The sequence below is a fragment of the Ciceribacter sp. L1K23 genome (assembly GCF_018122705.1).
GTDB lineage: Bacteria > Pseudomonadota > Alphaproteobacteria > Rhizobiales > Rhizobiaceae > Allorhizobium.
Genome location: NZ_JAGRRC010000001.1, coordinates 2,086,245 through 2,111,414, shown reverse-complemented (window position 1 = coordinate 2,111,414; position 25,170 = coordinate 2,086,245). Strand labels below are relative to the sequence as shown.

Sequence of the window (25,170 nt, the reverse complement as noted above, 5' to 3'; positions counted from 1 at the left end):
CCGGCTGGTGGCTGACCGGGCGCTATCGCTCGGGGACTTCCGGCACGAGGCATTGGGCGAGGTGTCGTCCACCAATGCCGAGTGCCTGGAAAGGGCAAGGCAAGGCGATCCCGGAAATCTCTGGCTTACGGCGACCGCCCAAACGGGCGGTCGTGGCCGTAGAGGACGGACCTGGCACTCGGCGCCGGGAAACCTTTACGCCTCTCTCCTGTTGATCGATCCTGCGCCGATGGACGCTCTTGGATCTCTACCGCTTGCAGTGGCTCTGGCCGTTTACGGTGCGGTGCGTCGTGTCGTTCCGCCTGGCTCTGATTTGGTCGAGATCAAGTGGCCGAATGACATCCTTATTGGTCGTCGGAAGACCTGCGGCATTCTCATCGAGGGAGAGCGGCTTACGGATGGCCGCCAGGCCGTGGTGGTCGGTATCGGTGTCAATATTGCTTTCAAGCCCGACCTCTCTAATTATCCCGTGACATGCCTTCGCGAGCATGGGGCATCCGCCTCTCCCGACGAAGTGTTTGCAGGGCTGTTCTCCAGCATGGTCGATGCGCTGTCGCTCTGGAAAAGGGGCGAGGGCGTCGCCGCTGTCGTGTCGCGCTGGCGATACGCGGCTTGCGGCATGGGAGAGAGAATTACGGTGAATCTCACCGATCGCGCGATTTCCGGCCAATTTTCCGGAATCGATGATAAAGGCCTTCTTCTGCTGACGCAGGATGACGGGCGAAGAATGACGATCGCCGCGGGCGACGTCTTCTTTGAACAAACTGGACTAGAAAAAGAATGAGCAACAAAGACGAACTGGTGTTTCTGCCGCTGGGCGGTGTTGGCGAGATCGGGATGAATCTCGCTCTATACGGTTACGGGCCGCCGACGAACCGCCAGTGGATCATGGTCGACTGCGGTGTGACCTTTCCCGGTCCGGACCTGCCCGGCGTCGACCTCGTGCTTCCTGACATCCGCTACATCGCTGCGGAGCGTAAGAACCTGAAGGCGATCATCATCACCCACGCTCACGAGGATCACTTCGGCGGGCTGAACGATATCTGGCCCGGCCTCAATGTGCCTGTGTACGCTTCTGGCTTCACGGCAGGCCTCCTGGAGGCTAAGCGCGACTACGAAGGGTCGAGAGCCAATATTCCGATCACGCCGTTCAAGGCAGGCGATGTCATCAATATAGGCCCGTTCTCGGTTGAGGCTGTCGGCGTCAATCACTCGATCCCCGAGCCGATGTCGCTGGTCATCCGAACGCCGCTGGGTAATCTCGTCCACACCGGAGACTGGAAGATTGACCACGCGCCGTCCTTGGGGCCGCTGACCGATGAACAGAAGTTCCGTGCCGTCGGCGACGAGGGCGTCCTCGCACTGATGTGCGACAGCACCAACGCCATGCGCGACGGCATCTCACCATCCGAGGAAGAGGTATCTGCCGGGCTGCGCAAGATCATCGAAAGCGCCGAGGGCAGGGTGGCGATCACCACCTTCTCGTCCAACGTCGGTCGCATTCGCTCGATTGCCCAGGCTGCGGAGGCTGCAGGCCGCGAGGTGCTGCTGCTCGGCAGTTCACTGAAGCGCGTCGTCGCGGTTGCCGACGATCTCGGACTGATGGAGGGGCTTAAGCCCTTTATCGCGGAGGACGAATACGGCTACATCCCGCGTGATCGCGTGGTCGTCATTCTGACCGGAAGCCAGGGCGAGCCCCGCGCGGCGCTCGCTAAGCTCTCGCGCGACGAGATGCGCAATGTCGCGCTCGCCGCTGGCGATACGGTCGTGTTCTCCTCGCGGGCGATCCCGGGCAACGAAAAGGCCATCCTCGACATCAAGAACGGCCTCATTGAGCAAGGCGTGCATATCGTGACGGACAGCGATGCGCTGGTGCACGTTTCCGGCCATCCGCGTCGGAACGAATTGATGCAGATGTACCAGTGGGTTCGACCGCAGATATTGGTGCCCGTTCATGGAGAGGCGGCGCATCTGATGGCGCAGGCCGAACTGGGACGTCAGGCCGGCATCCAGACCGTGCCGAAGGTTCGCAACGGTGATGTTCTTCGTCTCGCTCCCGGCCCGGCCGAAGTGATCGACCACGCGCCGTTTGGCCGCATCTACAAGGATGGCAAGCTGATCGGCGATATGGACGAGATGGGCATCTCCAATCGCAAGAAGCTTTCTTATGTGGGCCATGTCGCCGTCAACGTGCTGCTCGACAGTCGTCACGATTTCATGGGCGACCCCGAAGTCGTGCCGTTCGGCCTGCCGGTCTATGACGACGAGGGAGAGGACATGGAGGACGTGCTTTACGACGCCATTCTTGGCGCTGTCGAAAGCATACCCCGCGCGCGACGCAAGGATCTTGAAGGATTGCGCGAGTCCATCCGCCGGGCGGTGCGCTCGGCCGCCAACGAGACGTGGGGCAAGAAGCCCATCGTTACGGTCTTCGTGACGAAAGTCTGATGGCAGGCGGCAGATCGCGGCGTTAGGGTCGTGGCACGTTCGCGAAGGAGGTTCCCCATGCTAGGTCGCGTCAACCATGTCGCAATCGCGGTTCCGGATCTGACGGCCGCCACGGCGGCTTACCGCGATACGCTGGGGGCAAAGGTATCCCAGGCTCAGGCCCTTCCGGAACACGGCGTGACCGTCGTGTTCGTTGAGCTGCCGAACACCAAGATAGAACTCCTGGAACCGCTGGGCGAGAATTCGCCGATCGCCGCTTTCCTCGACAAGAACCCGTCAGGCGGTATGCATCACGTCTGTTACGAGGTGGACGACATTCTCCAGGCGCGGGATCAGCTTTCCGCGTCCGGAGCGCGGGTGTTGGGATCCGGTGAACCCAAGATTGGTGCCCACGGAAAGCCGGTGCTCTTCCTGCATCCGAAGGATTTCTTCGGCACCCTCATCGAACTTGAGCAGGTGTGACGAAAAGCGCGGTCATGGCATTTTGCCAGACATGACGTTTGCCTCTATAAGCGGCCTTCCATTCAACGGAAGTTCTCGAGATGCAGTTCCTCTCCGCCTTCGCCGTCTATTTCATCATCTGGTGGATCACCCTGTTCATGATCCTGCCGATAGGCCTGCGGACACAGGCGGATGAAAACGAGATCGTTCCTGGCAGTGCGGAAAGCGCGCCCGCGCGGTTCCGGGGAGGGCGTGTCGTCCTTCTGACGACACTGGTGTCCGGCATCATTTATGGCGGATGGCTTGTGGCCGAGACGTGGTTTGGGATCAGTTTCGACAGCCTTCCGACAATCCTGCCGAGCTTCGAATAACCGCTTCCTTGCGTCGCAAGTCGCTTCGATGACAAATTTTCAAAAAAAAACAAGGCCGTGAGGCCTTGTTCAAGTATCGCGTGATCTTTCACCATTTAAGGGGCTGCGAACGGGCGCGCCTAAGATCTGATCCTCCCAAGACTTGACCGCGAAATCGGCAAGAATTTAATCTCCCTGCCTCTTTTGTGGGCTAAAGCTAGCCTAACGGATTGGCTTTGTCACCTCTTTTTTGCAAATTTGCTACAGTTGTTGATAAAAAATTTTTCCAGCGTAAATGCCTCGAAAAAATTCATATTCCCGCCATGCTCGTTCATCCGACCTGTAACGTTTCGGTCTCCTTCGGAACGCTGTTTTGGCCGGCTAGGCGGTGGGTGACGCGGGTTTCCTTCCCGTGTCGAACCAGTTATGAACGCATCCGAATATTGTTGCCGTCCGGCTGATTCCGCATGAGCGGATAGCCTCATTCATTGGAAACCGTCATGCGTCTGTCGCGCTATTTCATGCCGATCCTCAAGGAGAATCCGAAGGAAGCGGAAATTGTCTCCCACCGTCTCATGCTGCGCACCGGCATGATCCGTCAGCAGAGCCAGGGCATCTATTCCTGGCTGCCGCTCGGCAAGCGCGTACTTGACAAGGTGAATGCGATCATCCGCGAGGAGCAGAACCGATCGGGAGCGATAGAACTGCTGATGCCGACGCTGCAGTCGGCCGAACTCTGGCAGGAAAGCGGACGTTACGATGACTACGGCAAGGAGATGCTGCGCATCAAGGATCGTCAGGAGCGCCCGATGCTCTACGGTCCGACCAACGAGGAGATGATCACTGATATCTTCCGGTCCTACGTCAAGTCATACAAGAGCCTGCCGCTCAACCTCTACCACATCCAGTTGAAGTTCCGCGACGAGATCCGTCCGCGGTTCGGCACCATGCGCTCGCGCGAATTCCTGATGAAGGACGCCTATTCCTTCGACCTGACCCAGGCCGATGCGATCCATTCCTACAACAAGATGTTCGTTGCCTACCTGCGCACCTTCGACCGCCTCGGTCTGCGCGCCATCCCGATGCGCGCCGACACCGGCCCGATTGGCGGCAACCACAGCCATGAATTCATCATTCTCGCCGACACCGGTGAATCCGAGGTCTTCTCGCACAAGGCCTTTGTTGATTTCGACATCCCGGCGGAAAGCACTGACTTCGACGACATCGCCGGCCTGCAGGCCGTGTTCGACAAATGGACCTCCGTTTACGCAGCCACTTCGGAAATGCATGACGAAGGGGCATTCAACGCTATTCCGGAGGCTGATCGCCTGTCGGCCCGCGGCATCGAGGTCGGGCATATCTTCTATTTTGGCACCAAGTATTCGGAGCCCATGGGCGCCAAGGTGCAGGGTCCGGACGGCAAGGAGCACCTTGTCCACATGGGATCGTACGGCATCGGACCCACCCGCCTTGTTCCCGCCATCATCGAGGCCTCGCATGACGAGAACGGCATTATCTGGCCGGCTTCGGTCGCTCCGTTCGATGTCGTCGTGATCAACATGAAGGCGGGTGACGAGGCATGTGATGCCGCATGCGAGAAGCTCTACGCCGACCTCGGAAAGGCGGGCAAGGACGTTCTCTACGACGACACCGACGACCGCGCCGGAACGAAGTTCGCGACTGCTGACCTGATCGGGGTACCGGTGCAGATCATCGCCGGCCCGCGCTCCGTCGCGAACGGAGAAGTCGAGGTCAAGGATCGCAGGACCGGCGCCCGCGAAACGATGACGATCGAAGCTGCGATCAACAAACTGACTGCCTGACGCCGCAGAGGCGTAAGCGGCGAGCGAGGAGACGAGATGGGCGCTGAAGGCTCGGGCAATGGAGAGGGAGCGGCCGTCTCCGGCCGTGGCAGCAGGCCGTTTTCGGCTTTCGAGCGTATGGTGGCATGGCGCTATCTGCGTGCTCGTCGCAAGGAGGCGTTCATTTCCGTCATCGCCGGCTTCTCCTTTGTCGGCATCATGCTGGGGGTTGGAACGCTCATCATCGTGATGGCTGTGATGAACGGTTTCAGGACCGAGTTGATTTCGCGCATCCTTGGCATCAACGGTCATATGATCGTACAGCCGATCGACCAGCCATTTACCGACTATGCCGATCTCGCACGGAAATTCTCGGCCGTTCCCGGCGTGACCATGGCCTTGCCCCTGGTCGAGGGGCAGACTCTCGCCTCCGGCAAGATGGGCGCCGGGACCGGCGCACTGGTTCGTGGCATCAGGGCGGAAGACCTGATCAAGCTCAAGACGGTATCCGGGAACATCCGGGCCGGCGATATGGTTGGGTTCACGGCGGGGCAGGGCATTCTCGTAGGGTCCCGCATGGCCGCCGAGCTTGGCGTGACCGCCGGTGACATGATGACACTGGTCTCGCCTGAGGGCGACGTCACGCCCCTTGGTGTCAATCCGCGCGTCAAATCCTATGCGATCTCGGGTGTCTTCGAGATCGGCATGTCGGAATACGACTCGACGATCATCTACATGCCGCTTGAAGAGTCGCAACTCTACTTCAACGCTGATGGCTTGGTTCAGTCGATCGAGTTGTTCGTATCGAACCCCGACGCCGTCGATGAGTTGCGGCCGAAGATCGAGGAAGCGGCGGGGCGGCAGATCTTCATCACCGACTGGCGGCAGCGCAACCAGACTTTCTTCTCCGCCCTGCAGGTCGAGCGCAACGTCATGTTCATGATCCTGACCCTGATCGTCCTTGTCGCCGCGCTTAACATCATCTCAGGCCTGATCATGCTGGTGAAGGACAAGTCGAGCGATATCGCGATCCTGCGGACCATGGGCGCGCCTTCAGGCTCCGTCATGCGCATCTTCTTCATGACCGGCGCCGCCATCGGGATCACTGGCACGCTGGCCGGTGTCGTCCTTGGCGTCGTCGTCTGTCTGAACATCGAGTCGATCCGGCAGTTCTTCTCTTGGATATCGGGAACGGTCCTGTTCGATCCCGAGCTTTATTTCCTCAGTCAGCTGCCGGCAGATATGAATGTCGGGGAGACCGTGTCAGTCGTCATCATGGCACTGACGCTCTCCTTCCTTGCGACCATTTTCCCCGCCTGGCGTGCCTCACGGCTCGATCCCGTGCAGGCTCTGCGCTACGAGTGAGGTGAACGGATCATGGCGAACAAGAACAAGGTCCTTTCGCTCACGGGCATCGAAAGGCACTACGGTCAGGGCGAAACGACCCTGTCGATCCTGAAAGACGCGAACTTCAGCCTGGAGGCTGGGGAAACGGTGGCGCTTGTCGCTCCGTCGGGAACCGGAAAGTCGACACTCCTGCATCTGGCCGGGTTGCTGGAGCATCCCGATGCTGGCGACGTCTGGATCGGCGGCACCGCCTGCGGCGGCTTATCGGACGAGAAGAGGACGGCGATCCGGCGCAACAGCGTGGGCTTTGTCTACCAGTTCCACCACCTGCTTCCGGAATTTTCGGCGCTCGAAAATATCATGATGCCGCAGCTGATCGCTGGCCTCTCCATGAAGGAAGCGAGCGAACGGGCCCGCCAATTGCTGGACTACATGCGCATCGGTCACCGCGCCGATCATCGGCCGGCGGAACTGTCCGGTGGCGAACAGCAGCGCGTGGCGATCGCCCGTGCCGTGGCCAACGCACCACTGGTGCTTCTGGCCGACGAACCGACCGGCAATCTTGATCCGGAAACGGCGAGCTACGTTTTCTCCGCCCTTGAGGCGCTGGTGCGACAGTCAGGACTGTCCGCTCTCATCGCCACGCACAACCACGACCTTGCTTTACGCATGGATCGCTGCGTCACCCTGCGCGAAGGCAAGATCATCGATTACGATCCGCGCAAGCCGGTCCAGCCCTGACGAAAAGAAGCCGGGCAAGCGGATATCCGGGCCGCACTGATGCCCACGGCGGCGCGAAGCGAAAACATTGATCTCCAGGCGAGATCGATGTGAGAATATCCATGTTTTCAAAATGTTACCGACCGACCTGGTGGGGCGCCTCTCCAGGCTTGACATTGGCACAAAAAGAGAACAAAATAAAAACATAAAGAGTAAGGAGAGAGACATGACGGAAGTACTTCGTGATATCGCCGCATTCGCCTCAATCTGCATGTTTGTTGGCAGCTTCTCAGTTCTGATGCTCGCGCTTTGATCCGGCGTCGATAACAGCATTTCCGGTTGACCACCGATCCATCTCGCTAATCTGTTCTGGACACCGGGCGCCGCCCGGTCGAAAATCCGCACCCTGAATAAGAGTCGGAACGGGATGGATTATGGCTGACGCGGTGACGGAAATTGCGGGTGGACGCGAACTCGCGAGATCGCCGGGCTTTGTCCACCTGCGTGTCCACTCGGCCTATTCGCTGTTGGAAGGCGCGTTGCCGCTGAAGAAGATCCTGTCCAAGGCGGTGGGCGACGAACAGCCGGCGATTGCCGTTACGGATACCAATAACCTTTTCGTTGCCCTGGAATTCTCCCAGAAGGCAAAGGACGAGGGGCTGCAGCCGATCATTGGCTGCCAGCTGTCGATCGACATGGAAGACGTCGAGGACGACAAGCGCAACGGCATGAGCCGCTTGCCGGGCCTTGTGCTGTTGTCGGCGACTGCGGAAGGCTACGAGCGGCTGGTCGACATCGTCAGCCGCGCGTATCTGGCGGGTGAGGGCGGTCACGCCGTTCATATGAAGTTGTCCTGGCTTGACGAGTTCGGGACTGACGGCCTGATCGCATTGACAGGTGCGGCATCGGGACCGATCGATACCGTCATGAAGGACGGTTCGCGCGCGCTTGGCGAGCAGCGGCTCGTCAAGCTGAAGGAGCGCTTTGGCGACCGGCTTTACGTCGAACTCCAGCGTCATGGCGCTTATGATCGTCAGCACGAGCGTCGAATGGTCGATCTCGCCTACAAGCATGACATTCCGCTTGTTGCCACCAACGAGGCCTTCTTCCCCACTCGCGACGATTTCGATGCCCACGATGCGCTGATGGCGGTCGCCCACAATGCGATCGTGTCGGACGACAGCCGCTTTCGCTTGACCCCTGATCACTACCTGAAGAGCCGCGCCGAGATGTGCGCGCTGTTCGCGGACCTGCCGGAGGCCTTGCAGAACACGATCGAAATCGCCCGCCGTTGCTCGTTCATCCTGGATACGCGCAAGCCGATTCTGCCGCGGTTCACCGGCGGCGCCACCGATGGCGAGGAGGCTGAGCGGGCGGAGGCGCTGGAGCTTCGCCGGCAGGCGGAAGAGGGACTCGATAATCGGCTCGCCGCCCTTGGCATGTCTCCCGGATATGAGGAGAAGGATTACCGGGAGCGTCTGGAATTCGAACTGAGCGTCATCGAACGCATGAAGTTCCCGGGCTACTTCCTGATCGTTGCCGACTTCATCAAATGGGCCAAGCAGCATGACATCCCCGTCGGCCCCGGCCGCGGATCCGGTGCGGGATCGCTCGTTGCCTATGCCCTGACCATCACGGACGTTGACCCCTTGCGGTTCTCGCTGCTGTTCGAGCGCTTTCTCAATCCGGAACGCGTGTCGATGCCGGACTTCGACATCGACTTCTGCCAGGACCGGCGCGAGGAGGTCATCCGCTACGTTCAGCAGAAGTATGGTCGCGATCAGGTTGCGCAGATCATCACCTTCGGTTCGCTTCAGGCTCGTGCTGCGCTCCGCGACGTCGGCCGTGTGCTGGAAATGCCGTACGGTCAGGTCGACAAGATCTGCAAGCTAGTGCCCAACAATCCGGCCAATCCGACACCACTCTCGAAGGCGATCGAGGAAGAGCCAAAGCTGCAGGAAGCGGCGGAGGAAGAACCCGTCGTCGCGCGCCTGCTCGACATCGCGCAGAAGATCGAGGGTCTCTACCGACACGCATCGACGCATGCTGCCGGCATCGTGATCGGGGACCGGCCGCTGTCGAAGCTGGTGCCGATGTATCGCGATCCGCGGTCCGACATGCCCGTTACCCAGTTCAACATGAAATGGGTCGAGCAGGCCGGTCTGGTCAAATTCGACTTCCTCGGCCTCAAGACGTTGACGGTTCTGAAGACCGCCGTGGATTTCGTGAGGCGGAACAAGGGGATCGAGGTCGATCTTGCAGCGATTCCGCTCGATGACCAGAAGACCTACGAGATGCTGTCGCGCGGCGAGACCGTCGGCGTGTTCCAGGTGGAAAGTGCCGGCATGCGCAAGGCACTCATCGGCATGCGCCCCGACTGCATCGAGGATATCATCGCTCTCGTGGCGCTATACCGCCCCGGCCCGATGGAGAACATCCCGGTCTACAACGCCCGCAAGCACGGCGAGGAAGAGATCGAATCCATCCATCCGAAGATCGATTATCTTCTGAAGGAAACTCAGGGCGTTATCGTCTACCAGGAACAGGTGATGCAGATCGCCCAGGTCCTGTCGGGCTACTCGCTTGGCGAGGCCGATCTTCTCCGTCGCGCCATGGGTAAGAAGATCAAGGAGGAGATGGACAAGCAGCGGGCCCGCTTCGTCGATGGTGCTGTCAAGAATGGCGTGTCCAAGCCGCAGGCGGACCTGATCTTCGACCTGCTTGCCAAGTTTGCCAATTACGGCTTCAACAAGTCGCACGCCGCAGCCTACGCGATCGTCTCCTATCAGACGGCCTATATGAAGGCGCACCACCCGGTCGAGTTCCTCGCCGCGTCCATGACCTACGATATGGCCAACACGGAAAAGCTGAACGATTTCCGACAGGACGCGAACCGCCTTGGCATCAAGGTCGTGCCGCCCTCCGTGCAGACATCGTTCCGGCGCTTCGAGCCCGGGGATAACTGCATCTTCTACGCGCTAGCGGCGATCAAGGGTGTCGGTGAATCGGCGGTGGAGCATATCGTCGAGGTGCGCGGCGACAAACATTTCGACAGCATTGAGGACTTCTGCCTGCGTATCGACCCCAAGCAGGTCAACCGTCGGGTTTTCGAAAGCCTGATCGCGGCAGGCGCGTTTGACTGTTTCGGCCGTGACCGTACCGAATTGCTGACGGGTCTCGATCGCATCATCGGCTATGCGCAGAAAGCCCAGGAGGACAAGGTCAGCGGCCAATCGGACATGTTCGGCGCCGGTGCAGTGTCCGGACCGGAAAAGATCGCCTTCCCGCAGTTCATGCCGGCGCTTGCCTCGGAAAAGCTGCTGCGGGAATTCCAGGTCCTCGGCTTCTATCTCTCCGCTCATCCGCTCGATGCCTATCGCGCGGTTCTGGAAAAGATGCGCGTTCAGACATTCGCCGACTTCTCCGCCGCCGTGAAGCAGGGAGCTACCGCCGGACGCCTTGCCGGCACGGTGACGGGACGGCAGGAGCGCAAGACACGGACTGGCAACAAGATGGGGATCGTTACCTTCTCCGATGCCTCTGGCCAGTTCGAGGCAGTGCTGTTTTCGGAGGCACTCAACCAGTACCGCGACATGTTGGAGGCCGGAAAGTCGCTGGTGATCACCGTGCAGGCGGACGAGCGCCCTGAAGGGATCGGCCTCCGCATCCAGACCGTCCAGTCTCTTGAGGAAAAGTCCGTCCAGATGCAGAAGGCGCTGCGGATCTACGTTCGCGATTCCGGGCCTTTGAAGTCGGTGGCAACGCATCTCAACGCCAAGGGCGATGGTCTCGTGTCGTTCATCGTCATCAAGGATGAGGGTCGGCGGGAGATCGAGGTGGAACTCACCGAAAAGTATCGCATCACGCCGGACATCGCCGCTGCACTGCGCTCGGCGCCCGGAGTCATCGACGTCGAACTGGTCTAACGGCGCTCCTCGCCATCAAGCACGGGGCGTCGCACGCGTGATCGTTATGAAATCGGTCCCAAGGCCGGTCTCGCGCGTATCGCTGACGTCCGAAATGGTAATGGAAGTTCCCTCATCCAGAAGATGCGCGATCTTCTGGCGAATATCGTCCGGTATAGTCACTCGATCGAGCGCGCCCTGCAGGCTGTCAGGAGCGGCATCCGCGTCGATTTCAAGACGTTTGCGGGTTGCGGGCGCCAGATGGTTGTCGAGCGTGACACCATGCCAGTCGGCCTTGCCGCTGAAGCGATTGACGTGCGTAGCTTCCAGGAAATGCGTGCCAAGCGGCTTGCCGGGATCGTCAATGGATATCGGGGCTTCGAACAGTGGTTTGAACTTTTGCCGTACGAGGATTTGACCGGTCGGCGGCTTGCCCTTGCCTGCTGCTGCGTAGATCGAGTCTATGAATTCGTCCGACAATATGTCGCCGGCGGCCGGTAGTTGTTTGCTCTCCTTATAAGCCTTGACTGCAGCGATAGTTCGGCTGCCGAGCTGGCCGTCCTGGTCGCCTGCATCGAAACCGAGAGCATTGAGCATTGCCTGTACGTCCATGACCGTTTCACGATGATCGCGACGGGTGATGAGGATGCGCAGCGGTGGAAGCGCCTCGATGGCAACGGTCGCTGTTGCCCCAAGTTTCGGTTGAACGTCCGCCACAGCCACCTCGACAGGCTCGGTGCCGGCCTCGAAAGTCGCCGGTCGCATCTCCGCATCCGACAGCAGCACGCCGTCGGCAGCGGGAATCTCCGGTTTAAAAAGCGTTGGATGAGCGATGGCCTGTGGCGTTACGGGCTCGTCGGTAATGATCACATGCGCGCCGCGCTCGGTCATCTGGAAAAGAGCTTTTGCAAATGCGCCTGGCAGGCGGACGCAGCCGTGCGACGCTGGATAGTTCGGAACGCTGTTGGATTCGTGAAGCGCAACACCCGACCAGGTGATCCGCTGCATCCAAGGCATCGGAGCGTTCGAGTAGAGGTTTGACTCGTGGTACTTGCGCTTCTCCAGGATCGAGAAGATACCCGACGGCGTCGTGTGACCAGCCTTGCCGGTCGATACGTTCGATGTCGCGACGATCTCATCCCCGTCGTAGACCACCAGCGACTGGGTCTTTTTCGAAACGTAGATTTGCAGCGTTTCTCCGTCTCCGGCCCACGCGGCAGACGACAGCATCAGCGCGATAAACACGCCGAGGGATACGGAGAAAGACTTGCTCATGGGCGCGTGATCCTTACGCAATACTGAATTTCCCTAAAATAAATGCCCAAGTTTAAGGAAAGCTTGAAGTGCCACAGCAATCACATAGTCGTGTTCAAGCCGATCAGGGACGCGGCTTTGCGGGGAAGGTATAACCCGTCTGAACGGTACCCTTGCCGAATTTTTCCCTAAGCTTGTCCATGGCGGCCTCCGCTGCCGCGCGTCGACCTGCTTGCGGGTCGACCAGGTCGGGCGGATCAGCTTTCCGCGCGTCCGTCAGATCCGTGACACCGATGCCGATCAGGCGAAACTTGGTTCCGTCGAGCTCCCGCTCAAGCAGCGAAAGGCCGGTGCGGAATATCCGGTCCGCAAGTTGAGTCGGGTCCTCCAGCCGGCGATTGCGGGTTCGCGACTTGAAATCGCTTGTCTTGAGTTTCAGGACCACCGTATGTCCCGCCACCTCGCTCCTTTTCATCCGCCAGGCGACTTTCTCGGAGAGGCTCCGCAGATGCGCTACCAATTCGTCGCGGCTTGAGATGTCGTCAAAAAACGTCGTCTCGGAGGAAACGCTCTTCGCCGGTTCGTTTGGATGGACCTCCCGCTCGTCGATCCCCCGAGCAAGGCGAAACAGCCGTTGCCCGATCGAGCCGTAGCGTCGCATAAGGTCGCTCTCTTCCATCGTCTGCAACTGTCCTATGGTCCGGATCCCATCTCTCTCCAGCGTCGAGGCAAAGGCCTTGCCCACGCCCCAGATCGTCGTGACCGGCCGGTCGGCGAGGAAGGAAACGGCTTCGGCGCGGCCGATGACGGAAAAGCCGCGAGGCTTGCGCAGGTCCGAGGCGACCTTCGCAAGGAACTTGCAGTAAGATAGTCCGACGGAAATCGTGATTCCGATTTCCGTCTCGACGCGGCGAGCGAAACGGGCGAGCACGCGCGCGGGCGTTTCGTGATGCAGCAGCTCGGTACCTTTTAGCTGCAGAAAGGCTTCGTCGATCGACAATGGCTGCACGAGCGGAGTAAGTTCCAGCATCAGCCGCCGCACCTCGCGCCCGACCCTCACATACTTCTCCATATCGGGGCGGATTACGATGGCCTCCGGACACGCTTCGAGAGCCTTGAACATCGGCATCGCCGAGCGAACACCGTGAATGCGGGCAATGTAACAGGCCGTCGACACGACGCCCCGCTTGCCGCCGCCGATGATGACGGGTTTATCCGCGAGCTCAGGATTGTCGCGCTTTTCCACGGACGCATAGAACGCGTCGCAATCGATATGGGCGAGTGTGAGTTCATGAAGCTCCGGATGATGCACAAGCCGGGGACTTCCACAGGCCACACATCGCCGCCGCTCGGCCGGCTGCGGCGTCAGACAGTCGCGGCAAAAGCCCGAAGGCGCTTGGTCGTGGGCGGTCATGGCGGAACAAAAGTTGAACGTTGCCACCTTAAGCGCTAGCCTCGGCTGAGACAAGCGGGAGATTCTCCCCGTCGCCAAACGTTGTCAGCAGGAGGTGGCTGCCAGGTGCATGCGAATGATCTTCTCGGCATCCCGCCAGTCGGCCGCACGTGTGGCGATCGCAGGCGTTGCGGGAGCAAAGACGTGGATGTCGGACACTGGCTGAAGATGGACGAGCATACAGTCCTCGACATGCGAGCCGACGGAGGACAGATTGTGGACCATGTCGTCGACGAACGCGATCGGCAAGTCGGGGTTTCGGCGCAGCAGCCGGACCAGCGGTCCTTTCGCTTCCTCCGTGGCGATGAGCGGCTGATTGAACCCATGACGGTCGAGCAGCCGGCGTCGCTGGTCGAAATGCCTGTAGGGCATGGCAGTCAGAAAAACGACCTCGGCATGGGACGAAAGCCCCGAAAGCGTCTCGAGCGCAAGATCGGCCGGCGTTTGCCAGTTTGCCTGATCGGCGAAGAACGCTTCGATCAGTTGCCGAACCTCACTCTCTTCGAGCGCCTGTCCATCGGCTTCCCGGACGATGTTTCCCGTCAGCCGAAAGGATCGGGCCACCAGCCGATAGTCTCGGGACTGAAGGAAGCTCCGGAACGGATGAAGGAACTGCAACACGACGTCGTCCACATCGCAAACCACCAGTGGTCTGTCGCTCAGCTGGAGTGCGCGGATCGCCTCTTCTCCGGTCATCAGAATTCCCCGGAATCCAGCCCCGGACCGGACAGCGCGCGCCATGCGGCGCTGACGTCCTCAGGCTTTGTGCCTGTGGCGTCGGAAAAGGCAATCAAGGTTGGTTCATGGCCCATGACGAAATCGAGCAGTCCGGCCAGAAAACCTGGATCGGCGATGGCTTCCCGAAGTTGGTCGGCGCGCAGTCCGGAAAGTGCCAGGAAACGCGACAGCATGTCCGGCTCGTTGGCAAGCCACCCGAGAACATCGGCGGCCACGGCGAGAGGATCGACTTGGGATTGCTTTTCACGCATTTTGATTTTCCATGACCGTGGGCAGGTTACCTTTTTCTCAACCAAATCGTTGTAGCATCAGGCTTCGGGAAATGCCTTGAACTTTTGGCCGTTCGCCGAGGTTTGACGAGTTTCCATGTGCATGACAAGGTCGGATGAATGTCCAAAAAAGTGATGATTGTCGAAGATAACGAGCTGAACATGAAGCTCTTCCGCGATCTGATCGAGGCCTCCGGCTATGAGACGATCCAGACACGCAACGGCATGGAGGCACTGGATCTCGCACGCCGCTTTCGTCCCGATCTCATCCTGATGGATATCCAGCTGCCTGAGGTTTCCGGACTCGAAGTCACGAAATGGCTGAAGGAGGATCCGGAACTGCACGTCATTCCCGTCATCGCGGTCACGGCGTTCGCCATGAAGGGCGACGAGGAGCGAATCCGCCAGGGTGGCTGCGAGGCCTACGTATCAAAGCCGATTTCGGTTCCGAAGTTTCTCGAGACGATCAAGACCTATCTTGGCGATGCGTAGGGGAAGGGAAGGGCAGTCGTGACAGCGAGGATTCTGGTCGTCGATGACGTCCCCGCCAACGTCAAGCTTCTCGAGGCTCGCTTGCTGGCGGAGTACTTCGATGTCCTGACCGCGGATAATGGTCCGGAGGCGCTGGCCTTGTGCGAGAAGGTCCAGGTCGACGTCGTCCTTCTCGACATCATGATGCCGGCGATGGATGGGTTCGAGGTCTGCGAGCGGCTGAAGGCCAATCCTCGCACAGCACATATTCCCGTCGTCATGGTCACGGCGCTCGACCAGCCTTCCGACCGTGTGCGTGGGCTGAAAGCTGGCGCCGATGATTTTCTGACGAAGCCCGTCAACGATCTTCAACTGGTGTCGCGGGTCAAGAGCCTCGTCCGGTTGAAAACGCTCCATGATGAACTGCGCATACGTGCCGAAACGGCGCGCGACATCATGATGGAAGACATGCTGCGGGGCAGCGACGGCCGTCTCGATGAGCCGGCCCAGGTCCTTCTCGTCGATGGACGCGGCAGTTCCCAGGAGCGTATTGTCAAGGCGTTGAAACCCATCGCCGACGTGTCTTGCATGTCGGATCCGCAAGCTGCCATGTTCGAAGCGTCGGAAAACGAGTTTGACCTGGTCATCGTCAACACGAACTTCGATGACTACGATCCGCTGCGGCTATGCTCTCAGCTCCGTTCGCTCGAGCGGACCCGCTTCATTCCGGTTCTTCTGGTGGTGGAGCAGGATTCGGACACGATGATCGTCAGGGCTCTCGATCTCGGTGTCAACGATTACATCCATAAGCCACTGGATCCGAACGAACTGGTCGCCCGCTCGCTGACGCAGATCAGGCGGAAGCGCTACAATGACAGGCTGCGCAACAGCGTTCAGCAGACAATAGAGCTTGCTGTCACCGACGCGTTGACCGGGCTTCACAACAGACGTTATCTCGACAGCCATCTGAAGACGCTTTTCAACCGGGCACTGGTGCGGGGGCGCCCGCTAACCATTTGCATCACCGATATCGACCGTTTCAAGCAGGTCAATGACACCTATGGGCACGATGCCGGCGACGAGGTGCTCAGGGAATTTGCCGGAAGAATACGGTCCACGGTACGAGGCGCCGATCTTGCTTGCCGCTATGGCGGCGAGGAGTTCGTACTCGTCATGCCGGACACGCCGCCGGAAACGGCCGCTCTGGTCGCCGAGAGACTGCGGTCGATCGTTGAGAACAAGGCATTCGCGCTTGCAGGTCTGCCGTCCGGACTGCAGGTGACCGCATCGCTCGGCGTTGCCACGACGGGACCGGGTATCGAGACGCCAGAGCAACTCCTGAAACAGGCCGATCTTGCTCTCTATCAGGCAAAGAACGGCGGCCGAAACCGTGTCGTCGCCGCTGTCGCCGCGTAGCGTGATGGACACATCGCCCGAAGAAGGCGACGTAAAAATTGGCCACAACAAATTGAGGGATTGCCAGGGCGGCTTGGCTGGATGACAATGCGCCCATTGAAATGCGTCGAGGCTGGGCGTCACGTTCACAACCTCGTTTTCAAGATAAGTATAATTTGGCTGTACTTAAATCAATTGGGCATTCAGGCGTTTCCCCGGGATTGTTTCGTGGGTTGCGTTCGGATCGGCTTTAATTGAGTGCGCCGTTTTACGCCCTAAAATCCTCTTCCTAGATCGTCTAGACTTGATCGCTTTTTATGAGTGAGCGAGAGATACTGCTCCTTCAGAGATTCATCTCAGAATGTACATTAAATTTGCGGGAAGAAGACAGAAGAAGAGTTGGATTTCGATCTGTATAAAACTTGTATTCGGTGCCGTTTCGGGACGCAATTTTAACCATATTTGAGGACGAGCGCGGTATTGGGTTAAGAATTAGTTGATTTTTCTTCCGATTTGCGCAAGTTTGAGATGCGACTTGAAAAAGTCGGGCAAAAATTTGCAGATACCCCATGATGCTCAGGTCCGCCGCATCTCCTGGGTCGTGGGGTCGGTCGGTTGGCGTGCAATATACGCGGTTCCTCGTGCCGCTTTGCATGCCGACCGACCCCCAAACAAAAAAGCACCACGGTTGGCTTTGCCCCGTGGTGCTTTTTTTGTCTCAGCCTGTCCCGATAAAAAAAAGCGCCGCAAATGCGACGCTCTTTCACAAATACAAAGGAGAAAAGATCTTACTTGATCTTAGTTTCCTTGAATTCGACGTGCTTCTTGACGACCGGGTCGTACTTGGTCTTGGTCATCTTGTCGGTCATCGTGCGGCTGTTCTTCGTGGTCACGTAGAAGAAACCGGTGTCGGCCGTCGACAGCAGCTTGATCTTGATGGTGGTAGCCTTGGCCATGGTCGTCCTGCCTTCAATAAAAAACGAAGCCGTGGCGGGCGGAAGCGCTCCACGGCAAATTCTGGCGCGAAACTACAAATCGCGCCCGAAAAGTCAAGCCTGTTTGGGTCTAAAAAGCAGTCTGCCCAGCGAAAGCGCGACATAGAGGGCAAAGAAGGCCGCGATTGCATAGGCGAAACCGTGATTGCCGGAGATGTCGATCGCCACGCCGATCGCTTGTGGACCGGCTACGGTTCCCACCGCATAGCAGAAAACGAAGGCGGCATTGGCTGCCGCGAGATCGGACCCTGTGAGTCGCGATCCGAGGTGGCTCAAGCCGACCGTATAAAGACCGGAGACACTTCCGCCCCAGAACAGGAGCACGATCGCCATCAAAACCCAGTTGTGCGACAGCCACGGCAGGGCAAGCGAACCGCACAATCCGATCACCGCCATGATCGATAGCAAGAGCCGCCGGTCCTTCAATCTATCTGACAGCATCCCCACTGGGATCTGGAAGACCATGTTTCCAACCCCCATGACGGTGAGCAGCAGCGCAGCCTGGGATTCGCTGAAGCCGGTTCTTGTCGCATAGATCGGGAAGAGCGAGAGGCCTCCAGCCTCCACGGCGCCAAACACGAAGACTGCTGCCGTCGCTGTCGGCACCAGGAAGATATACCGGAAGAAATGGCTCTGCGGCTTCTCGTTCAACTGCGGGCTCTCGCCGCGCGCGATGTAGATCGGCACGGCCGCAAGGAGGATCGCTATCCCTCCAACGGCAAACGGCAGGATGCCGTCGCTGCCGAGGAGAGAGAAGAGCAGGGGGCCGCACGCAAAGCCAAGGGAGAGCACCGTGGCATAGATGCCGAGCACAAAGCCGCGTCGCGAGGGAGGAGCCGCGACGTTGATCCAGAATTCCGACAGGATGAAAAGTGTCGTCGTTGCACCATGGAACACGAGGCGCAGCGGAAACCACATCCAGAAGGCATCGGCGAAATAGAAACCCAGGCCGCTGATCGCCGACAGAAATACCGCCCACAGCATGGTGCGCGCCACGCCAAGCTCGTGTGCGAGCCTGGTTGTGATCGGCGCCGCAACCATGGCTGCGACACCGGCCATCGCGGTGTTGAGGCCGATCAGCGTCGAGGGGATGCCACGTTTTTCCAGTATGATGCTGAGCAAGGGAAGGCCGAGGCCTATCGCAATGCCAACCGCCGTGATGGCCGAGATAGCAGCGACCAGCGAAGGCCAGTGAATGTCCTCGCGATGGCCGTTCTCGGATATGCCTTTAGACATGCGCGCAGACCTCAGATGGTGCCACGGACGAAGCGGCCATGCCGCTCGTAGTAAAACGGACCGCCGAGACCGAAAGGTAAAGAGGGTTCAGCATGCATGAGTGTTGCCACGTCTTCCAGAATGGTTCGTGTAATCGAGGCCATGTTCAGTCCTGAAATCGTGTCCATGTCAACCCAGCGGAGATCGCTGAGTTCCTCGCTGTCCCGCAGACTTGTCAGGTCGAGCGCGGTTTCATCGGCGAAGGTGCAGAAAAAGCGGGTATCGAAGCGTCGGACATTCCCTGGCGGCGTGATGGCTCGAGCGACATAACGAAGCGTCGAAAGATCGGCCTTGCCGGTGTTCGCATCGCCGATCCAGAGCCCGGTTTCCTCGTGCAATTCCCTGACAGCGGCAAGTGCCAGCGCCCTGGCACGCGATATGGAAAGTCCCTCGTTGCAGAGCCGTCCGATCACCAGGGGATGAGCGTCACTGGCAAACGGATGTCGGAAGTCGGACCGATCGCGTCGTCCGCCGGGAAATACATAGAAATCGGGCATGAAGACGTTCGCTGCCGACCGCTTCCCCACCAACACTCGCAGGCGTCCGCCAGCGCGGTCGAACACCATCACAGTGGCCGCGTCGCGAGGTCGCAATCCAACCGTCACGTCCGTGCCCCCGAACAGCGCATTATGCGTCGCGGGGGTTCGGATCAATCGCTTCCGGAGTGTCGTCATGACCGCCGAAGCCATGCATCCGCAGCGCCCATTGCAAGCCTACGACGCCGCCCTTGATCGGCTGGATGCACAGCAGGGAGGTGATGACCGCGATGGGAGCCCATATGGCCAGGTGCACCCAGTCTGAGGCTGGGAAGACGAGATCGGTCATCATGTAGCCGCCGAGCAGCACATGGCCAAGTACCACGATGACGAGATAAGGCGGCAGGTCGTCGGCGCGCTGGTGGTGCATTTCCTCCCCGCAAACCGAGCAGGTATCAACCGGTTTCAGGAAGGCGCGAAAGAGACGGCCGCTGCCGCAGGCTGGACACGTGTTCAGCATCCCGCGCCGGATCGAACGGCCGAGCGGCCGTTCTGCCTGTTCGTCCCCGCCGAACCGCAGTGCGGTGGTATCTTGGCCCGTCGTGCTCATCTTTTGTTTCCTCAACGTCGTCCGCGGGGCGGCCGTGTTCCGGGCTGCTTGCCGCGTCGTTTTGTTTTGTGGAAGGACCGTACAGCCGTCGGCATGGGACGTCCTTCGCTCAGCATTTCGAAGCGCAACGCGCCGGCGAGCGGGATCGCTTCCGCCAACCGAACCTCAATGCTGTCGCCAAGACGATATCCGAGACCGGTCTTCTCGCCTGAGAGAGCCTGATGCGCTTCGTCGTAGATATAGTAGTCGCGTCCCAGTGTGGAAACCGGAATGAAGCCGTCCGCGCCGAACTGCGGCAATGTGACAAAGAGGCCGGACTTGGTGACGCCGGAAATCTGCCCTTGAAACTCGTCGCCGATGCGGCCAGCGAGATGATGCGCGATCAGCCGGTTGATCGTGTCACGCTCGGCGGCCATCGCGCGGCGTTCGAAGGTCGAGATCTCGGCCGCGATGTCATCGAGCGTGGCTTCCTCGTCCGGCGTGATTCCGCCTTCGCCAAGCCCCAGCGAGCCGACCAGGGCCCGGTGTACGATAAGGTCCGCATACCGGCGGATCGGGGAGGTGAAGTGGGCGTACTTCATCAGGTTCAAGCCGAAGTGCCCAATGTTTTCGGGGCTGTAGACGGCCTGGCTCTGGCTGCGCAGTACCATCTCGTTGACCATGGTCTGGTGCGGCGTGTCGAGCGCTCTGGCGAGGATGCCGTTGAAGGAATTGGACCTCAGATTGCCCTTTGCAAGCGAGAGTCCGATTGTACCGAGGAACTCTCTCAGCGCTTCTTGCTTTGAGAGGCTTGGCGCGTCATGAACACGGTAGACGAGCGGCTGGCGTTTTTTTTCCAGCGTCTCGGCGGCCGAGACGTTTGCCTGGATCATCATCTCTTCGATGAGCTTGTGCGCGTCGAGACGTTCCGGAATGTGGACCCGGTCGACCGTACCGTCTTCCTTCAATATCAACTTGCGCTCCGGCATGTCGAGCTCGAGCGGCTGGCGGCGGTCCCGTCCGGCCTTCAGGATACGATAGGCTTCCCAGAGCGGCTTCAAGATCGGTTCCAGCAGTGGCCCGGTCTTGTCGTCAGGTTTGCCGTCGATCGCAGCCTGTGCCTGCTGGTAGGAGAGCTTGGCCGCGCTTTTCATCATCACGCGATGGAACGTGTGGCTGGCCTTGCGACCTTCCTTGGAGAAGACCATGCGCACCGCGAGCGCCGGTCGATCCTCACCTTCGCGCAATGAGCAGAGATTGTTGGAGATCCGCTCTGGCAACATCGGTACGACCCTGTCTGGGAAGTATACGGAATTGCCTCGCTTCACCGCCTCGCGGTCAAGTGGCGACTTGGGCCGCACATACCAGGACACGTCGGCGATCGCGACGGTAACGATTACGCCGCCCGGATTATCGGGGGAGGGGTCCGGCTCGGCATAGACCGCGTCATCATGATCCTTGGCGTCGGCCGGATCGATGGTGATCAGCGGAACCTGACGCCAGTCCTCGCGATGCGACATCGTCGCGGGCTTGGCGGCCTCGGCCTCGGCGAGCACCGTGTCCGGAAAGACATGCGGTATGCCATGCGCATGGATGGCGATCATCGAGATCGCCTTCTCGGAGGCGACCGAGCCGACAACATTCAGCACGCGGGCGCGCTTCAGGCCCAGACGCGTTGCCGACCGCATGGTTTCCACCTCGACCAGATCGCCATCTTTTGCGCCGTTGAGGTCGACGGCGTCGATCGTCATTTCGTCGTCACGGCGGTCGATCGGCAGGATGCGTCCCGTGTCGCCGCTAACCCGCGCCTTGTAGACGCCGAGAACAGAGAGCCTTGTCTTGTCGATGACCTTGATGATCCGGGCGGTGTAGGCGGGGCCGGCGCGCCCCTTGGACGGAAAGATCTTCGCGAGAACACGGTCTCCCAGCCCGCCGACAGGCGCCTTACCCTTGGCGCGGTCGGCGCTTGTTTGGCGGATCGAAACGGCGGGTGCGACGCCGAGTTCCTCGTTCCACTCCGCCGGCCGGCCGATGAGGTCGCCATCCTTGTCGCGGGTCGTGATGTCGAGAACGGTGACCGGCGGCAACGCACCCGGCCGTGTCAGTGATTTCCTGTTCTTCTCGACGAGCCCGTCTTCTTCCAGCGCCCGCAGCATGTCCTTCAATTCGACGCGCGCCTCGCCCTTCAAGCCGAAAGCCTTGGCAATTTCCCGCTTTGAGGCGCGGTCCGGATTGTCGGAGATATAAGCAAGCAGCACCTCCTTTGGAGGAAGCTGTCCGTGAATGATCGTGCTCTCGTTCTTGTTCGAAGCACCACCTTCCGCGGCAACCTTGGCTGCGCGCCGCTCCCGTCTGTTCCTGGGGGCGGTCGTCATGTCGGTGTCGCGCGGTGTCTTGCTCAATGTCAGCTCTTCTTCGTCTTCGCCGCCGGCTTCTTCTTCGCTGGCGCCTTCTTGGTTTTCCCCTCGCCGTCGGTCTTCGCGGCCTTGGCTGGCTTCTTGGCCTTGGTCTTCTTGTCCCCGTCTTTGCCAGCGCGTTCCGCGATCAGAGCAAGCGCCTCTTCAACGGTTACTGACTGCGGATCCTTGCCCTTCGGCAGTGTGGCGTTGACCTTGCCCCAGTTGACGTAGGGACCATAGCGGCCATCGCGAACTGTGATCGCTCCGCCCTGCGGATGGTCGCCGAGCTCCTTCAGGACTGCCGCCGCCGTCCGGCCACGGCCGGCGCCGCCCTTGCTCTGCTTCTCGGCAAGCACCGTGACGGCGCGGTTGAGGCCGATCGAGAAGACGTCCTCGATACTCTCCAGGTTGGCATAGGTTCCGTCATGCAGCACGAATGGCCCGTAGCGCCCGAGGCCGGCGGAAATCATCTTGCCGCTTTCCGGATGCTGGCCTACGTCGCGGGGAAGATTAAGCAGCGCCAGCGCCTTCTCGAGATCAATGTCTTCGGGTTTCCAACCTTTGGGCAGAGACGAACGCTTGGCATCCTTGCCGTCGCCGCGCTGGACATAGGGGCCGAAACGGCCGCTTCTCAGCGTGACGTCCTCAGCCGTCATCGGGTCCTTACCCAGAGCTCTGGGTTCGTTGCCAAGTGCGGCTTCCGCTTCCGCGCCACCTTCGTTGGAAAGTTGACGCGTGTAATTGCATTCCGGGTAATTCGAACAGCCGACGAAGGCACCGTATTTGCCGAGCTTCAGCGAGAGCTGACCGGTGCCACAGACCTGGCAGATCCGCGGATCGGAACCATCTTCGCGCTTGGGGAAGACCAGCGGGGCAAGAACCTCGTTCAGCGAGTCCAGTACGTTGGTGACACGGAGCTCCTTGGTGTCTTCTATCTGAGAGAAGAAGTCCGCCCAGAACTCGCGCAGCACCTGCTTCCAGTCCAGTTCCCCTGCCGATATCTTGTCGAGCTTTTCTTCCAGATCCGCGGTGAAGTCGTACTCCACGTACTTGGTAAAGAAGCTCTCGAGGAATGCGGTAACCAGCCGCCCCTTGGAATGGGGAATCAGCTTGCGTTTTTCGGTAATGACGTATTCGCGGTCGCTGAGCGTCTTCAACGTTGCGGCATAGGTTGATGGGCGGCCGATGCCAAGCTCTTCCATCTTCTTGATCAGGGAGGCTTCCGAATATCGCGGCGGCGGCTCGGTGAAGTGTTGCGAGGCGTTGATCTTCTGCTTCGCGAGCGTCTCGCGCGCGTTGATCTCGGGCAGGCGGCCATCCTCGTCGCCGTCGTCGCTTTGCTCGCCATCTTCCTTCTGATCGGTATAGGCCGCGATGAAGCCGTCGAAACGGATCACCGATCCAACCGCGCGAAGGCCGGCTTTCTCGCCTTTGCTCTCGGCGAGGATTTCGACCGTCGTGCGCTCGATCTCGGCAGACGCCATCTGGCTGGCGATACCGCGCTTCCAGATCAAGTCATAGAGGCGAAGCTGGTCGGCATCGAGAAAGCGCTTTACCTTGTCTGGTGTGCGGTTGAAGTCGGTCGGGCGGATCGCTTCGTGCGCTTCCTGTGCGTTCTTCGCCTTGGTCGAATAGAAGCGCGGCTTCTCCGGCAGGTAGCGAGCGCCAAACTGATCTCCGATGGCCGAGCGTGCTGCGTCGATCGCTTCGGGCGCCATTTGAACGCCGTCGGTACGCATATAGGTAATGAGACCGACCGTCTCGCCGCCGATGTCTATGCCCTCGTAAAGTTTCTGGGCCACCTGCATTGTGCGCGAGGCGGAAAAGCCGAGCCTCGATGAGGCGGCTTGCTGCAGGGTCGACGTTGTGAAGGGAGGCCCCGGATTGCGTTTGACGGGCTTGGCCTCGACGGAGTCGACTGCATAGGCAGCCCCGTCTAGCAAGCTCTTCAATCTGTTGGCCGCTTCTCCGTCCGAAATCGAGTTCCGCTGCAGCCGCTTGCCGTCAGCTGATACCAGGCGCGCCTCGAATTCGTCGCCGCGTGGGGTCTTCAGGAGAGCGGAAATGTTCCAGTATTCCTCGCTGACGAAGCGCTCGATCTCCGCCTCGCGGTCGCACACGAGACGCAGCGCCACGGATTGCACGCGCCCGGCCGACCGGGCGCCGGGCAGCTTGCGCCAGAGGACTGGCGACAGGTTGAAGCCAACCAGATAGTCAAGCGCACGGCGCGCCAGATAGGCATCCACCAGCGGAACGTCGATGTCACGCGGATGCGCCATGGCATCCAGCACGGCCTTTTTCGTGATGGCGTTGAACACCACGCGCTTCACCGGCTTATCGCCGAGAACGCGCTTCTTTTTCAGCAGATCGAGCACATGCCATGAGATAGCCTCGCCCTCGCGATCCGGGTCGGTCGCGAGAAACAGGCCATCGGAGGACTTCACCGCGTCGGCGATGTCCTTCATGCGCTTGGCGGATGCGCTGTCTACTTCCCAGGTCATCTCGAAGTCCTGGTCGGGCAGAACCGATCCGTCCTTCGCCGGCAAGTCACGCACATGGCCGAACGAGGCGAGCACCTTGTATCCCGATCCGAGATACTTGTTGATCGTCTTTGCTTTGGCGGGGGATTCGACGACGACTACGTTCATTTTTCTTCTCTGGACTGGCATTGCGCACAAGTTTCGGGCGGCATGTGCAGGAAGCGGCTCTCCGACATGGACAGGGATTCGACTGCGGTCAAGAGGCTCGCATCGAAATTCTGCGAATGCACCTCAATGCAACCTATAAGAGATTTGCAATTTTATGCAATTAATCGTATATGGTTTGGGTCTGCTCGGCTGCAT

20 protein-coding genes are annotated in these 25,170 nt (G+C 59.8%); 10 read left to right on the top strand and 10 right to left on the bottom strand.

Annotation, left to right across the window (positions count from 1 at the left end; genetic code table 11):
- Positions 1-4: 4 nt before the first annotated feature.
- The 8 genes from J5J10_RS09990 to dnaE all read left to right on the top strand — a co-directional run bounded on the left by J5J10_RS09990 (position 5) and on the right by dnaE (position 11,034).
- Positions 5-784 (top strand): biotin--[acetyl-CoA-carboxylase] ligase, encoded by a 780-nt coding sequence (locus J5J10_RS09990; protein WP_211931199.1) that lies wholly within the window; start codon positions 5-7, stop codon positions 782-784.
- Positions 781-2,448 carry a ribonuclease J gene (locus tag J5J10_RS09985; protein WP_211929759.1) on the top strand — a complete coding sequence of 556 codons (1,668 nt, stop codon included), beginning with the start codon at positions 781-783 and terminating at the stop codon, positions 2,446-2,448. Before J5J10_RS09990 ends, J5J10_RS09985 begins: the two co-directional genes overlap by 4 nt.
- A gap of 57 nt (positions 2,449-2,505) precedes the next feature.
- Positions 2,506-2,910, top strand: coding sequence for a methylmalonyl-CoA epimerase (gene mce / locus J5J10_RS09980; RefSeq protein WP_211929758.1), 405 nt, complete (start codon positions 2,506-2,508; stop codon positions 2,908-2,910).
- Positions 2,911-2,990: 80 nt separating this feature from the next.
- On the top strand, positions 2,991-3,260 hold the full coding sequence (locus J5J10_RS09975) for a DUF1467 family protein (RefSeq protein ID WP_208549264.1): 270 nt from the start codon (positions 2,991-2,993) through the stop codon (positions 3,258-3,260).
- 479 nt (positions 3,261-3,739) lie between these two features.
- Complete coding sequence (gene proS, locus J5J10_RS09970; protein WP_211929757.1) at positions 3,740-5,062, top strand: proline--tRNA ligase; 1,323 nt, start codon at positions 3,740-3,742, stop codon at positions 5,060-5,062.
- A gap of 36 nt (positions 5,063-5,098) precedes the next feature.
- A complete protein-coding gene (locus J5J10_RS09965) occupies positions 5,099-6,406 on the top strand; it encodes a lipoprotein-releasing ABC transporter permease subunit (RefSeq protein ID WP_211929756.1) in 1,308 nt (435 codons plus the stop codon).
- 12 nt (positions 6,407-6,418) lie between these two features.
- The gene (locus J5J10_RS09960; protein WP_211929755.1) at positions 6,419-7,129 is read left to right on the top strand and encodes an ABC transporter ATP-binding protein; all 711 of its coding nucleotides are present in this window, start codon (positions 6,419-6,421) and stop codon (positions 7,127-7,129) included.
- Positions 7,130-7,542: 413 nt separating this feature from the next.
- Positions 7,543-11,034: a DNA polymerase III subunit alpha gene (gene dnaE, locus J5J10_RS09955; protein ID WP_211929754.1), complete on the top strand. Its 3,492-nt coding sequence runs from the start codon at positions 7,543-7,545 to the stop codon at positions 11,032-11,034.
- A gap of 15 nt (positions 11,035-11,049) precedes the next feature.
- Here the strand turns inward: dnaE and J5J10_RS09950 are convergent, their stop codons facing one another.
- From J5J10_RS09950 to J5J10_RS09935, 4 genes are all read right to left on the bottom strand, one after another.
- Positions 11,050-12,288 carry a L,D-transpeptidase family protein gene (locus J5J10_RS09950; protein WP_211929753.1) on the bottom strand — a complete coding sequence of 413 codons (1,239 nt, stop codon included), beginning with the start codon at positions 12,286-12,288 and terminating at the stop codon, positions 11,050-11,052.
- Positions 12,289-12,391: 103 nt separating this feature from the next.
- Positions 12,392-13,681: a DNA polymerase IV gene (locus J5J10_RS09945; RefSeq protein WP_211929752.1), complete on the bottom strand. Its 1,290-nt coding sequence runs from the start codon at positions 13,679-13,681 to the stop codon at positions 12,392-12,394.
- Between the two features lie 84 nt (positions 13,682-13,765).
- Positions 13,766-14,416: a hypothetical protein gene (locus J5J10_RS09940; RefSeq protein ID WP_211929751.1), complete on the bottom strand. Its 651-nt coding sequence runs from the start codon at positions 14,414-14,416 to the stop codon at positions 13,766-13,768.
- A complete protein-coding gene (locus J5J10_RS09935) occupies positions 14,416-14,709 on the bottom strand; it encodes a DUF3572 domain-containing protein (RefSeq protein ID WP_211929750.1) in 294 nt (97 codons plus the stop codon). The genes J5J10_RS09940 and J5J10_RS09935 overlap by 1 nt, the downstream gene beginning before the upstream one ends.
- Positions 14,710-14,847: 138 nt before the next feature.
- Here J5J10_RS09935 and J5J10_RS09930 point away from each other — a divergent pair, with 138 nt between their 5' ends.
- Both J5J10_RS09930 and J5J10_RS09925 read left to right on the top strand, forming a co-directional pair.
- On the top strand, positions 14,848-15,219 hold the full coding sequence (locus tag J5J10_RS09930) for a response regulator (RefSeq protein ID WP_208549272.1): 372 nt from the start codon (positions 14,848-14,850) through the stop codon (positions 15,217-15,219).
- Positions 15,220-15,237: 18 nt separating this feature from the next.
- Positions 15,238-16,614, top strand: coding sequence for a PleD family two-component system response regulator (locus tag J5J10_RS09925; protein ID WP_208549273.1), 1,377 nt, complete (start codon positions 15,238-15,240; stop codon positions 16,612-16,614).
- A 767-nt stretch (positions 16,615-17,381) separates the two neighbouring features.
- Here J5J10_RS09925 and rpmG read toward each other — a convergent pair.
- From rpmG to topA, 6 genes are all read right to left on the bottom strand, one after another.
- Positions 17,382-17,549, bottom strand: coding sequence for a 50S ribosomal protein L33 (rpmG, locus tag J5J10_RS09920; RefSeq protein WP_023512792.1), 168 nt, complete (start codon positions 17,547-17,549; stop codon positions 17,382-17,384).
- A 93-nt stretch (positions 17,550-17,642) separates the two neighbouring features.
- On the bottom strand, positions 17,643-18,824 hold the full coding sequence (locus J5J10_RS09915) for an MFS transporter (protein WP_211929749.1): 1,182 nt from the start codon (positions 18,822-18,824) through the stop codon (positions 17,643-17,645).
- An 11-nt stretch (positions 18,825-18,835) separates the two neighbouring features.
- On the bottom strand, positions 18,836-19,456 hold the full coding sequence (locus tag J5J10_RS09910) for an NUDIX hydrolase (protein ID WP_249116878.1): 621 nt from the start codon (positions 19,454-19,456) through the stop codon (positions 18,836-18,838).
- 34 nt (positions 19,457-19,490) lie between these two features.
- The gene (locus J5J10_RS09905; RefSeq protein WP_211929747.1) at positions 19,491-19,949 is read right to left on the bottom strand and encodes a DUF983 domain-containing protein; all 459 of its coding nucleotides are present in this window, start codon (positions 19,947-19,949) and stop codon (positions 19,491-19,493) included.
- Between the two features lie 11 nt (positions 19,950-19,960).
- A complete protein-coding gene (rnr, locus tag J5J10_RS09900; RefSeq protein WP_249116709.1) occupies positions 19,961-22,330 on the bottom strand; it encodes a ribonuclease R in 2,370 nt (789 codons plus the stop codon).
- A 2-nt stretch (positions 22,331-22,332) separates the two neighbouring features.
- Entirely contained in the window at positions 22,333-24,975 is a 2,643-nt protein-coding gene (gene topA / locus J5J10_RS09895) for a type I DNA topoisomerase (RefSeq protein WP_211929746.1), read from the bottom strand.
- Positions 24,976-25,170: the final 195 nt, after the last annotated feature.

Coding starts and splice junctions, on each gene's coding strand:
- J5J10_RS09905 (WP_211929747.1), bottom strand. CDS start 19,949: ATGAGCACGACGGGCCAAGATACCACCGCACTGCGGTTCGGCGGGGAC.
- J5J10_RS09985 (WP_211929759.1), top strand. CDS start 781: ATGAGCAACAAAGACGAACTGGTGTTTCTGCCGCTGGGCGGTGTTGGC.
- proS (WP_211929757.1), top strand. CDS start 3,740: ATGCGTCTGTCGCGCTATTTCATGCCGATCCTCAAGGAGAATCCGAAG.
- J5J10_RS09940 (WP_211929751.1), bottom strand. CDS start 14,416: ATGACCGGAGAAGAGGCGATCCGCGCACTCCAGCTGAGCGACAGACCA.
- J5J10_RS09945 (WP_211929752.1), bottom strand. CDS start 13,681: ATGACCGCCCACGACCAAGCGCCTTCGGGCTTTTGCCGCGACTGTCTG.
- mce (WP_211929758.1), top strand. CDS start 2,506: ATGCTAGGTCGCGTCAACCATGTCGCAATCGCGGTTCCGGATCTGACG.
- topA (WP_211929746.1), bottom strand. CDS start 24,975: ATGAACGTAGTCGTCGTCGAATCCCCCGCCAAAGCAAAGACGATCAAC.
- J5J10_RS09935 (WP_211929750.1), bottom strand. CDS start 14,709: ATGCGTGAAAAGCAATCCCAAGTCGATCCTCTCGCCGTGGCCGCCGAT.
- rpmG (WP_023512792.1), bottom strand. CDS start 17,549: ATGGCCAAGGCTACCACCATCAAGATCAAGCTGCTGTCGACGGCCGAC.
- J5J10_RS09960 (WP_211929755.1), top strand. CDS start 6,419: ATGGCGAACAAGAACAAGGTCCTTTCGCTCACGGGCATCGAAAGGCAC.
- J5J10_RS09975 (WP_208549264.1), top strand. CDS start 2,991: ATGCAGTTCCTCTCCGCCTTCGCCGTCTATTTCATCATCTGGTGGATC.
- J5J10_RS09930 (WP_208549272.1), top strand. CDS start 14,848: ATGTCCAAAAAAGTGATGATTGTCGAAGATAACGAGCTGAACATGAAG.
- J5J10_RS09965 (WP_211929756.1), top strand. CDS start 5,099: ATGGGCGCTGAAGGCTCGGGCAATGGAGAGGGAGCGGCCGTCTCCGGC.
- J5J10_RS09950 (WP_211929753.1), bottom strand. CDS start 12,288: ATGAGCAAGTCTTTCTCCGTATCCCTCGGCGTGTTTATCGCGCTGATG.
- J5J10_RS09915 (WP_211929749.1), bottom strand. CDS start 18,824: ATGTCTAAAGGCATATCCGAGAACGGCCATCGCGAGGACATTCACTGG.
- dnaE (WP_211929754.1), top strand. CDS start 7,543: ATGGCTGACGCGGTGACGGAAATTGCGGGTGGACGCGAACTCGCGAGA.